This window comes from Cupriavidus sp. FW306-01-F10A, assembly GCF_058782785.1.
In genome coordinates, this window is sequence record NZ_JBYSYA010000047.1 from 1 (window position 1) to 10,723 (window position 10,723).

Annotated in this window: 9 protein-coding genes and 1 pseudogene; 8 read left to right on the forward strand and 2 right to left on the reverse strand. The window is 69.6% G+C overall.

The features are described from left to right. From AC3WLF_RS31165 to AC3WLF_RS31190, 6 genes and pseudogenes are all read left to right on the forward strand, one after another. A pseudogene (locus tag AC3WLF_RS31165) lies at positions 1-174 on the forward strand (3-hydroxyacyl-CoA dehydrogenase); the annotation flags it as partial. Positions 175-202: 28 nt separating this feature from the next. Then, complete coding sequence (locus AC3WLF_RS31170) at positions 203-1,369, forward strand: thiolase family protein (RefSeq protein WP_492321052.1); 1,167 nt, start codon at positions 203-205, stop codon at positions 1,367-1,369. A 17-nt stretch (positions 1,370-1,386) separates the two neighbouring features. Continuing rightward, positions 1,387-1,785, forward strand: coding sequence for a Zn-ribbon domain-containing OB-fold protein (locus AC3WLF_RS31175; RefSeq protein WP_492321051.1), 399 nt, complete (start codon positions 1,387-1,389; stop codon positions 1,783-1,785). Positions 1,786-1,850: 65 nt separating this feature from the next. Then, complete coding sequence (locus AC3WLF_RS31180; RefSeq protein WP_492321050.1) at positions 1,851-3,950, forward strand: acetate--CoA ligase family protein; 2,100 nt, start codon at positions 1,851-1,853, stop codon at positions 3,948-3,950. Positions 3,951-4,016: 66 nt separating this feature from the next. Further along, positions 4,017-5,249, forward strand: coding sequence for an acyl-CoA dehydrogenase family protein (locus AC3WLF_RS31185; protein WP_492321049.1), 1,233 nt, complete (start codon positions 4,017-4,019; stop codon positions 5,247-5,249). A 31-nt stretch (positions 5,250-5,280) separates the two neighbouring features. Then, the gene (locus AC3WLF_RS31190) at positions 5,281-7,020 is read left to right on the forward strand and encodes a long-chain fatty acid--CoA ligase (protein ID WP_492321048.1); all 1,740 of its coding nucleotides are present in this window, start codon (positions 5,281-5,283) and stop codon (positions 7,018-7,020) included. A gap of 92 nt (positions 7,021-7,112) precedes the next feature. Here AC3WLF_RS31190 and AC3WLF_RS31195 read toward each other — a convergent pair whose 3' ends face one another. After that, positions 7,113-7,832 carry a hypothetical protein gene (locus AC3WLF_RS31195; protein WP_492321047.1) on the reverse strand — a complete coding sequence of 240 codons (720 nt, stop codon included), beginning with the start codon at positions 7,830-7,832 and terminating at the stop codon, positions 7,113-7,115. Between the two features lie 222 nt (positions 7,833-8,054). On the opposite strand from AC3WLF_RS31195, the gene AC3WLF_RS31200 reads away from it, so the two are divergent. Together AC3WLF_RS31200 and AC3WLF_RS31205 are read left to right on the forward strand one after the other, a co-directional pair. Further along, complete coding sequence (locus AC3WLF_RS31200; RefSeq protein WP_492359301.1) at positions 8,055-9,218, forward strand: CaiB/BaiF CoA transferase family protein; 1,164 nt, start codon at positions 8,055-8,057, stop codon at positions 9,216-9,218. A gap of 252 nt (positions 9,219-9,470) precedes the next feature. Then, positions 9,471-10,439 (forward strand): Bug family tripartite tricarboxylate transporter substrate binding protein, encoded by a 969-nt coding sequence (locus AC3WLF_RS31205; protein WP_492321045.1) that lies wholly within the window; start codon positions 9,471-9,473, stop codon positions 10,437-10,439. A gap of 30 nt (positions 10,440-10,469) precedes the next feature. Here the strand turns inward: AC3WLF_RS31205 and AC3WLF_RS31210 are convergent. Continuing rightward, on the reverse strand, positions 10,470-10,723 hold a 254-nt coding region (locus tag AC3WLF_RS31210), incomplete at its 5' end, for a response regulator transcription factor (protein WP_492359302.1).

Sequence of the window (10,723 nt, forward strand, 5' to 3'; positions counted from 1 at the left end):
GCGGTGCGCGCCAACGAGATCATCCTGATGAGCCAGCCGCGCCCGGTGCGCTCGGTGCATATGAGCGAAGGCTGGACCCCTGAAACCGTGGGCGAGATCGCCATGCCGGCCATGCGCAACAGCTTCTTCAAGCTGGAACGCTCCCCCGACGTGATCGGCTGGGATCCGATCTGACCCCCATGCCATCCCGGAGGACACCATCATGAGCATCAACGGCAAGGCCTATATCGTCGGGGCCTATGAGCACCCGACCCGCAAGGCACCGGACAAGTCGGTGGCGCAGCTGCACGCCGAGAGCGCCAAGGGCGCGCTGCAAGACGCCGGCCTGACGCTGGCTGACGTCGACGGCTACTTCTGCGCCGGCGACGCGCCGGGGCTGGGCGCGGTCAACATGGTCGACTATCTCGGCCTCAGGGTGCGCCATGTCGACTCCACCGACACCGGCGGCTCGGCCTACCTGGTCCATGTCTCGCACGCGGCGCAGGCCATCGCGGCCGGCAAGTGCAATGTGGCCCTGATCACGCTGGCGGGCCGCCCGCGTTCGGAAGGCTCCAGCGGCACCCAGGCGCGCAACTGGGGCGCCAACCTGCCCGACGCGCCGTTCGAGAGCCCGTTCAGCCCGGTCACGGTCAACCTGTACGCGATGGCGGCCATGCGCCATATGCACGAGTACGGCACCACCGCCGAGCAGCTCGCCTGGGTCAAGGTGGCCGCATCGCACCACGCGCGGCACAACCCCCATGCCATGCTGCGCGACGTGGTCACGGTCGAGGACGTGCTGAGCTCGCCGATGATTTCCGATCCGCTGCACAAGCTCGACTGCTGCGTGGTATCGGACGGCGGCGGCGCGCTGATCGTGGCGCGCCCGGAAATCGCCGCCACCCTGAAGCGGCCCAGGGTGAAGATCCTCGGCGCCGGCGAGTACATCAAGGGCCAGCTCGGTGGCGAAGTCGACCTGAGCTGGTCCGGTGCGCGCTTCTCGGGCGCGGCGGCGTTTGCCGAAGCGGGCGTTACCCCGGCCGACATCAAGTATGCGTCGATCTACGACAGCTTCACCATTACCGTGCTGATGCAGCTGGAAGACCTGGGCTTCTGCAAGAAAGGCGAAGGCGGCAAGTTCGTCGCCGACGGCAACCTGATCTCGGGCGTGGGCAAGCTGCCCATCAACACCGACGGCGGCGGCCTGTGCAACAACCATCCGGCCAACCGCGGCGGCATCACCAAGGTCATCGAAGCCGTGCGCCAGCTGCGCGGCGAGGCCCATCCGACGGTGCAGGTCGCCAACTGCGACCTGGCGCTGGCGCAAGGCACCGGCGGCTACCTGGGCTCGCGCCACGGCAGCGCCACCCTGATCCTTGAACGTGAATGATGCGCGAGAGCAATGACATGACGACCCCACATACCCCCATTGCCTACAAGGCGCCGGACCAGCAGCCCGACAACCTGCCCTTCTGGCAGGCCGCGCGCGAAGGGCAATTGCTGATCAAGGTCTGCGACGACTGCGGCAAGCCCCACTGGTATCCGCGCGTGCTGTGCCCGTTCTGCATGGGCACCACCTCATGGAAGCAGGCCAGCGGCCGCGGCACGATCTACAGCTTCAGCGTGACGCGTCGCGCAGGCCCCAATCCGTTCTGCATCGCCTATGTGACGCTGGAAGAAGGCGTGGCCATGATGACCCATATCGTCGACTGCGACCTCGACACGGTGCGGATCGGGCAGAAGGTGCAGGTGAAGTTTTCGCCCAGCGATGGCGGCGCCCCGGTACCGACCTTCACGCTGGCCTGAGCCGCGCGGTGCCGCAGGCCTTGCCTGCGGCACCGCCGCCTTTGCATCAACCCAAAGTGACTTCCATGACTGCATCCCCTTCCCTGGCCTTCCTGCTGCATCCCCGCTCGGTCGCCATCATCGGCGCTTCCGACGATCCCGCGCGGATCGGCGGGCGCCCCATCGCGGCCATGCGCGCGCTTGGCTACGCCGGCCGCATCCTGCCGGTCAACCCGAAACACGCCGAGGTACAGGGCCTGACCGCCTACGCCAGCGTCGCCGACCTGCCTGAAACGCCCGACGTCGCAGTGGTGGCGGTGCCGGCCGCGCACGTCCCGGACACCATCGCTGCATTGGGCGAGCGCGGCGTGCGCGCCGCCATCCTGTTCAGCGCCGGCTTCGCCGAAGTCGGCGGCGACGGCGAGGCACGCCAGGCAGAGTTGCTGGCCATCGCGCGCCGCACCGGCATCCGCCTGCTCGGGCCCAATGCCCTTGGCCTGGTCAATGTGCATATCGGCTTTGTCGGCAGCTTCGCGTCAAGCATTGGCCTGGGCACGCTGCGCGCCGGCTCGGTCGGCATCGTCAGCCAGTCCGGCGCCTATGGCGGCCACCTGGCGATGGCAGCCCGGAACGCCGACATCGGCCTGTCCAGCGTCATCATGACCGGCAACGAGGCCGACCTCACGCTGGGCGATGCGCTGCAGCTGCTGGTGGATGATCCCGCCACCCGGGTCATCGCCCTGTACTCGGAGGGCATCAACGACGGCAATGGCCTGGTGTCGGCCCTGCAGGCGGCGCGCCGGGCACGCAAGCCGGTGGTGATGATGAAAGTCGGACGCAGCGAGCTGGGCGGCGCCGCGGCGCGCTCGCACACGGCCTCCATCGCCGGCGACGACGCCGTGGTGGACGCGGTGCTGGCTGAACTGGGCGTGGTGCGCGCGCGCAGCACCGAGGACATGCTCGATATCGTGCGCCTGGCCCAGCGCGGCATCTTCCCCGCCGCCAACACGCTGGGCGTGATCACCGTCAGCGGCGGCGCCGGGGTGATCGTTTCCGATGCCGCTGAGGAGCTCGGCCTGGCGATGCCGGAGATGCCGGCCCCGGTGCAGTCGCGCCTGCTGGAGCTGCTGCCGATCTGCTCGCCGCGCAACCCGGTGGACACCACCGCGCAGTTCGTCAACGACCTGTCGCTGATCGAGCCCTTCACCGAAGCCATGGTGCGCGACGGCGGCTACCGCTCGGTGCTCGGCTTCTTTACGTATGCCGGCAGCACGCCGTCGGTGGCGCCCGAGCTGCGCAGCCAGCTGGCGCGCTTGCGAGAGCGCTACCCGGACCGGCTCTATGTGCTGGTGCTGCAGGGCCCGCGCGAGGTACTGCGCGCCTATGAAGACGAGGGCTTCACGGTGTTCGAAGACCCCACCCGCGCGGTCCGGGCGATTGCCGCCATGGGCCGTTACGGAGAGGCCTTCGCGGTGCAGGCAGAGCCGCTGCCCGCGGTCTCGCCGGTCGCCCTGCCCGACGAAACGCCGTCCGAAGCGCAAGCCAAGCGCCTGCTGGCTGGCGCCGGCATCGCGTGCGCGCCCGAGCGCGCCTGCACGGATGCAGAGTCCGCCGTGCTCGCCGCACGCGAGATCGGCTACCCGGTCGTGATGAAGATCCTGTCGCCGGACATCCTGCACAAGTCCGAAATCGGCGGCGTGCTGCTCGGCGTGCAGGACGACGCCGGCGTGCGCGAAGGCTTCCCCGCGCTGCTGGCCCGCGCCCGCAGCGCCGTGCCCGGCGCGCAGCTGGACGGCGTGCTGGTGGCGCGCCAGCTCAGCGGCGGCGTCGAATGCATCCTTGGCATCAAGCAGGATCCGGCATTCGGGCCGATCGCCATGTTCGGCCTGGGCGGCATCTTTGTCGAAGTGCTGCGCGATGTGGTCTTCCACCGCTGTCCGTTCAATGAAGACGTCGCCGAGCGGCTGATCCGTTCGATCCGCGGCGCGCCGCTGTTGCTGGGCGCGCGCGGCCGCCCGCCGGCAGACATCCGCGCGCTCGCGCGCACGCTGTCGCGGCTGTCGGTGTTCGCCGCCGGCGCCGGACCGCGCCTGCAGGCCGTGGACCTGAACCCGGTGATCGCGCTGCCCGATGGCCAGGGCGCCTATGCGGTCGACGCCGTGCTCGAACTCGGCAGCCCGGGCTGAACGCCCCCCTCAGAACAACGTGCGTCCCGCGGACCGGGACGCGGACCAACTAAGGAGAGCAGCAACATGGACTTTGATACCCCTGGCGAATGGGTCGAATTCGGCGATGCGCTGATCAAGTTCATCGACCGCGAAGTGGCCGCGCTGGAGCATGAGCACCGTGCCCTGCTGGGCAGCGAACGCACCATCTACGACGAGAACGGCCGCTACACGCCTGCCGTGCTGGCGCTGCGCCGCCAGGTGCGCATGCGCTCGGCGGAGCTGGGCTTCTATACCGCGCTCAGCGCCGAGTCTCTCGGCGGCGGCGGGCTCGGGCCGCAGGCATCGGTGTATATCCAGGAGCGGCTGAACGCGCACTGCGGACCGGAGCGCCACCTGGTGCAGACCGTGGTGCTGCCGTCGCCCTTCACCAACGGGCTGTCGCCGGTGCTCAGGCATATGGACCCGGCCCTGCTCGACACCGTGCGCGATGGGCTCGCCAGCGGCGACAAGACCATGTGCTTCGGGCTGTCGGAACCGGACGCCGGCTCCGACGTGCTGGGCATGCGCACACGTGCGGTACGCGATGGCGACCACTGGGTGCTGAACGGCACCAAGCAATGGATCACCAATGCCCCCTACGCCGACTACGCGATGATCTTCGCGGTCACGGATGAAGAGAAGGCGCGGGCCCGCAAGGGCGGCATCACCGGCTTCTTCGTGCCGACCGGTACGCCGGGCTTCTCGGTGCCGAGCGTGATCCCGATCATGGGCCACCTGGGCGCGGATATCGGCATCGTCTCGCTGGACAACGTGCGCGTGCCCGACAGCCACCGCCTCGGTCCGGCAGACCGCGGCCTGAATGTGGCGCTGGACGGCGTCAACGCCGGCCGCCTGAGCATGGCCGCCACCTGCCTGGGGCTGGCGCAATGGGCGCTGGCGCAGGCGCTGGAGTACGCCAGGGTGCGCAAGACCTTCGGCCAGCCCATCGCCGAACACCAGGCAGTGCAGATGATGCTGGCCGAAAGCGCCATGGACATCTATGCCGCCAAGTCGATGATCCGGCATTGCGCCTGGCTGGTCGACCACGACCTGCCGGCCACCAAGGAGGTGTCGATGGTCAAGGCCGGCGCCACCGAGATGGTGGGCCGCGTCTACGACCGCGCCATCCAGATCCACGGCGGCATGGGCCTGACCAATGAGCTCAGGCTCGAAGCCGGCTATCGCTGGGCGCGCACCATGCGCATCCCCGACGGCACCTCGGAGATCCAGCGCCGCACCATCGCGCGCCGGCTGCTGGATGGCGATACCGCGTTCTGACGGCAACTGCAACATGACAGAGGAGACAACCATGACCCACATCGATCTGCCCGATGCAGGCGTCGCCGCCGCCCCCACGGACCCGCTTGCGGTGGATGCCGCAGTGGCGCTCGGCGACGTGCCGCGCGTCTTCCATATGCCGCACACCACCCTGGCGGAGAACCTTGAGATCTCGGCCCGGCGCTTCCCCGACAAGGTCGCGGTCCAGTTCTACCACGGCGCCACCACCTATGCCGAACTGCTGGCGCAGGTGGAGCGCATGGCCGGCTACCTGCAGCAGGCATGCGGCGTGCGCCGAGGCGACCGCGTGGTGCTGCTCAGCCAGAACAGCCCGCAGTTCATCGTGGCCTACCACGCGATCCTGCGCGCCGATGCCGTGGTGGTGCCGGCCAACGCCATGCTGCTGGAAGACGAGCTGCGCCATATCGTCACCGACAGCGGCGCGGTGGCCGCGTTTGCCGCAACCGAACTGGTCGGCCAGGTGGCGCCGCTGGTCGGCACCACGCCGCTGCGCCACGTGATCGTGCATCACTATGGCGATGCCCTGCCCGCGCAGCCCGACGACAGCCTCGCGATTCCGGACTGGGTGCAGCAGCGCTCGTCGGGCGCGGCGTTGCCGGCCGGCGCCGTCCACTGGCAGCAGGCCATGGCCGCCGGCATCACGCCATCGCCGCGCGCCGCAGGCGTGGACGACCTGTGCATGCTGCCCTATACCTCGGGCACCACCGGGGCGCCCAAGGCCTGCATGCATACGCACCGCACGGTGATGGTGTCGGTGGCGGGCTCCCAGCTGTGGCGGCGCTCGCACGCCGAATCGACCTTCCTGGCGGTGGCGCCGATGTTCCACCTGCTCGGACTGCAGAACGGCGTCAACGCGCCGGTCTACATGGGCGGCACCATCGTGCTGCTGCCGCGCTGGGACCGGCGCACCGCGGCGCAGCTGGTAGCGCGCCATCGCGTCACGTTCTGGGCGGCGCCGCCGCCGATGCTGGTGGAGTTCTTCGCGCAGCCGGATGTCGAATCATTTGACCTGGGCAGCCTGGCCTGCGTGGTCGGGGGCGGCGCGGCGGTGCCCGACAGCACCGCGCGGGTGATGAAGGAGCGCTACGGACTGCAGTTTGTCGAAGGCTACGGCCTGACGGAGACCGCCTCGTTCATCATCGCCAACCCGCTCGCCGCGCCGCGCTCCGGGCACCTGGGCGTGCCGACCTACGGCGTCGACGCGCGCGTCATCGATCCCGCCACGCTGGCCGAAGTGCCGCGCGGCGAAGTCGGCGAGATCGTGGTGCACGGCGCGCAGGTGATGCTGGGCTACTGGAACCAGCCCGCCGCCAATGCCGAGAGCTTTATCACGATCGACGGCAAGCGCTTCTTCCGTACCGGCGACCTTGCCAGCGTCGATGCCGACGGCTACTTCGTCATGCGCGACCGCCTCAAGCGCATGGTCAACGCCTCGGGCTACAAGGTGTGGCCGGCCGAGGTGGAAGCGATCCTGCATACCCACCCTGCCATCCTGGAAGCCTGTGTGATCGCCGCGCGCGATCCGCACCGGGGCGAGACCGTGAAGGCCGTGATCGTGCGGCGTGACGGCGCCGGCGTTTCCGAGGAAGAGTTGCTGGCGTGGTGCCGCACCAGCATGGCGACCTACAAGGCGCCGCGCATCGTGCAGTTTGTCGAGCGCCTGCCGCGCTCCGCCACCGGCAAGATCGCATGGCGCGAACTGCAGGAGCAGGAGATGCAGGGCGCTCCGCTGCCGAACCATAAGGCCTAGCACAGCCGCAAGTAAAACGGCGCGCCGGTCCGCAAGGTCCGGCGCGCTGTTCTGTTCTTGCCGGCCACTGCAGCATGGCCGTCGCATCGCTTTCAGGCTGTCAATGCATCCCTTGCCGACATGGCGTTGCCGCGCCGGCTGATGGTCCAGGCCGTAAAGGGATCCGCCGCGCTGCGGTGCTGGGTCCAGCGCGTGCTGCAGGTATCGCACTGGTGCTCGCGCGTCTGGCATTGCACGCCGGCGGCCAGGCTGCGCCACTGCATGTCGCCCAGCGGACGCAAGGCACCGTGGCCGTTGGCACAGCGCGCATCCAGGCGCAGGCGCTCGCAGCGGCGGCACGGCGGCCGCACCGATGCGGCGGGCAGCACCCGCAGCTGCGCGGCAGCCGGTGGCGGCGCCACCACGGGCAGCACTGCGGCCTGCGCATCTTCCATCCGCGCGGTCATGCCGACGCGGCTGCGCGTGCGGTGCAGCGCCGCCCAGTACAACGCGCGCACCGCATCGGAGCCGTCGCACATCGCCGCGGCGCGGCAGCGCTCGGCATGCCGGTGCAGCGGCAGGCCGAACTCGGCGGCCGAGGCAAAGCAGACCACCTGCGCGCGCGGCGAGCCGTCTTCGATCCAGCGCTCGAACAACTGCGCCAGCCGATGGCGGCAGGCGTCGTCATCACCGTCGGCCTGCGCGAGCGCGAGACGATGCGCACGCCGGCTCAGCGAGCGCACCTCCTGCCTGAGCTCGCTCAGGACCGGCAACAGGCGTGCGGCCTGCCGTGTCCGCGTTGGCGCTGCAATTGCGCGCTGGGTATTGCTCACTTCTGGCTCCGGCTCACTTCGTCTTCCGGCCCGCACTGGCGGCCGCATGGTGAACCGATTATAGGAGCGCCTTTGTGCAGCGCAGGAAGGGTGGGCGGCCTCCTACCTGATACGGGTGGGGCTAGGGTGTGCCGGCTTTTGGTCTACTTGCAACCTGCAAAAGCGCAATCAAGGGCATGGGTGCATCCCATGCAAACAGGACTGGGCAAGAGGAGAACCACCATGGGTGTACTGAGCGGAATCCGCGTACTGGAATTCGAAGCCATCGGGCCGGGCCCGTTCGGCGCAATGCTGCTGGCCGACATGGGCGCCGACGTGCTGCGCGTCGACCGCCCGGCGGCGCCGGCCGACCTGGGGCCCAAGTCGGCCACCGGCAAACGCGTGGATATCACCGGACGCGGCCGCCGTTCGGTCACGCTGGACCTGAAGCAGCCGCAAGCGCAGCGCGCGGCGCTGGCGCTGGTCGAACGCGCCGACGTGGTGATCGAAGGCTTTCGCCCGGGCACCATGGAACGCCTGGGCCTGGGGCCCGACACCGCGCTGGCGCTCAACCCCAAGCTGGTCTATGCGCGCATGACCGGCTGGGGACAGACCGGCCCGCTGGCCGACCGTGCCGGCCATGACCTGAACTATGTCGCGCTGTCCGGCGTGTTGTCGGGTATCGGCCGCGCCGGGCAGGCACCGGTACCGCCGCTGAACCTGGTCGGGGACTATGGCGGCGGCGGCATGCTGCTGGCGCTCGGCGTGGTGGCGGCGCTGCTCAATGTGCAGCGCGGCGGCAAGGGCCAGGTGGTCGACGCGGCCATGACCGAAGGCGCCGCGCAACTGGGCGCGGTGTTCTGGGGCATGCTGGCCTCGGGCAACTGGCGCGAACAGCGCCAGGCCAACGTGCTCGACGGCGGCGCGCCCTGGTATGACAGCTACCGCACGCGCGACGGCAAGTACATGTCGATCGGCCCGGTCGAGGGCCGCTTCTACGCCGAGCTGCTGGACAAGCTGGGCCTTGCCGGCAAGGATCTGCCGGCCCAGTACGACCGCAACGGCTGGCCCGCGCTGCGCAAGCAGTTCGAGGCCGTCTTCCTGACCCGCACGCGCGACGAATGGTGCGCCGTGTTCGAAGGCAGCGATGCCTGCATCGCACCCGTGCTGGAATTCAGCGAAGCGCCCAACCACCCCCATCACCGCGCGCGCGGCAGCTTTGTCGAAATCGCGGGCGTGGTGCAGCCGGCACCGGCGCCGCGCTTCCTTGGCACGCCCTCCGGGATCTCCGGGCCCGCGCCGGCGCGCGGCGAGCATGGCGCCGCCGCGCTGCGCGACTGGGGCTTCGATGCCGATGGCGTGGCCCAGCTGCAGGCACAGGGCCTGGGGCTGATGGCAGCGCGCTAAGGCGCACACGCGCGGCAGGCGCCGCGCCGTACAACCCAATCTCCACCTGGCCGGCATCGTCCGGCCGCGTGCTTCGCTCCGGCCTCATGCCGGAGCTTTCTTTTCCTGGCTGCCACGCTGACTGGCCGCCAACTAGGGCAATCCCGCCCAGCCGAAATGGGGGGCGTGCAAGCTGCCTGGCATCCTATAACTTCCCACATGCAGCCAGTCTTGCTGCGCAGCCTTCTACCCCCTTTCCCGAGGTATCACATCATGCGCATGAAGTCCCTGATCGCGATGGCAGCGATGGCGTGGAGCGCCGCCAGCGGTGCCCAGAGCTACCCGTCGCGCCCCATCACCTTTGTTGTCCCGGGCCCGCCCGGCGGCGCCACCGACACCGTGGCGCGCGCGCTGGCCGAGGACATGGGCAAGCGCCTCGGACAAACCATCATCGTCGACAACAAGCCCGGCGGCGCGGGCGTGATCGCGGTGCAGGCCATCACGCGCGGCGCGCCGGATGGCTACACGATCCTGCTCACCCACTCCTCGCCGCTGATCAACACGCCGCATCTGTACCGCAACGTGCCATACGACGTGCGCCGGGACCTGGCCTTCATCACCGAGGTGTGCGTCGGCAAGATCGTGCTGGCCGTGAACCGGGACGTGCCGGCGAAAAACGTGCAGCAGTTCCTGGACTGGGCCGCGAAGAACAAGGGCAAGGTCAGCTACGGCTCCTACGGCGTCGGCACCTTCCCCCACCTTGTCGGTGCGCACCTGAACCAGGTGCGCGGCCTGGACATGGCGCACGTGGCCTACAAGGGTGAAGCACCGATGGCGCAGGACCTGATCTCCGGCAACGTCGCCTGGGCGATCGGCTCGATGAGCACGCTCGGCCCGCATATCAAGAGCGGCCGGCTTGCCGCCCTCGCCGTGATGGGCGACAAGCGCATCAAGGAACTGCCCGACGTACCGACCTTGGCCGAGGCCGGGCTGAAAGAGCAGGAACTGCGCTCGCCCGCCTGGCTTGGCCTGTTTGCGCGCGCCGGCACGCCGGCGGCGGTCCTGTCGCGGCTGGAAGCGCAAGCGCGGGCGTCGATCCAGTCGCCGGCCATGCGCGCGCGGCTCGAGGCGCTGGCCATGGATCCGGTGGGCAACTCTGCGGCGGAGTTCCGGCGCGAATTCGACGCGACCGAGCCCGTGGTCGCCCAGATGATCAAGGCCAGCGGCGCCACCGCGGAATAAGGCACGCGCGCAGCCGGCCGGCCAGCGCGGTCAGCCCGGCCGCTGCGCCGCGCTGCGCGCCACCAGGATGGCATCGTAGCGGCGCGAGACATTGAGCTTGCCGTAGATCTGCCGCAGGTTCCACTTGACGGTGTCGACGCTCAGGTTGAGCACCAGCGCAATGCGCTTGTTCGACATCGACTGCTCCAGCAGCGCCAGGATCTCGCGCTCGCGCGGGGTCAGCAGCCGGCCCTTGCCGACGTCGGCCGGCGGCAACGCGGCCGGCGCGGCGGCGGGCTCGGCGC

Excerpts from the sequence above, each read along its gene's own strand:
- AC3WLF_RS31170 (WP_492321052.1), top strand. The coding sequence starts at position 203 with ATGAGCATCAACGGCAAGGCCTATATCGTCGGGGCCTATGAGCACCCG.
- AC3WLF_RS31175 (WP_492321051.1), top strand. The coding sequence starts at position 1,387 with ATGACGACCCCACATACCCCCATTGCCTACAAGGCGCCGGACCAGCAG.
- AC3WLF_RS31180 (WP_492321050.1), top strand. The coding sequence starts at position 1,851 with ATGACTGCATCCCCTTCCCTGGCCTTCCTGCTGCATCCCCGCTCGGTC.
- AC3WLF_RS31185 (WP_492321049.1), top strand. The coding sequence starts at position 4,017 with ATGGACTTTGATACCCCTGGCGAATGGGTCGAATTCGGCGATGCGCTG.
- AC3WLF_RS31190 (WP_492321048.1), top strand. The coding sequence starts at position 5,281 with ATGACCCACATCGATCTGCCCGATGCAGGCGTCGCCGCCGCCCCCACG.
- AC3WLF_RS31200 (WP_492359301.1), top strand. The coding sequence starts at position 8,055 with ATGGGTGTACTGAGCGGAATCCGCGTACTGGAATTCGAAGCCATCGGG.
- AC3WLF_RS31205 (WP_492321045.1), top strand. The coding sequence starts at position 9,471 with ATGCGCATGAAGTCCCTGATCGCGATGGCAGCGATGGCGTGGAGCGCC.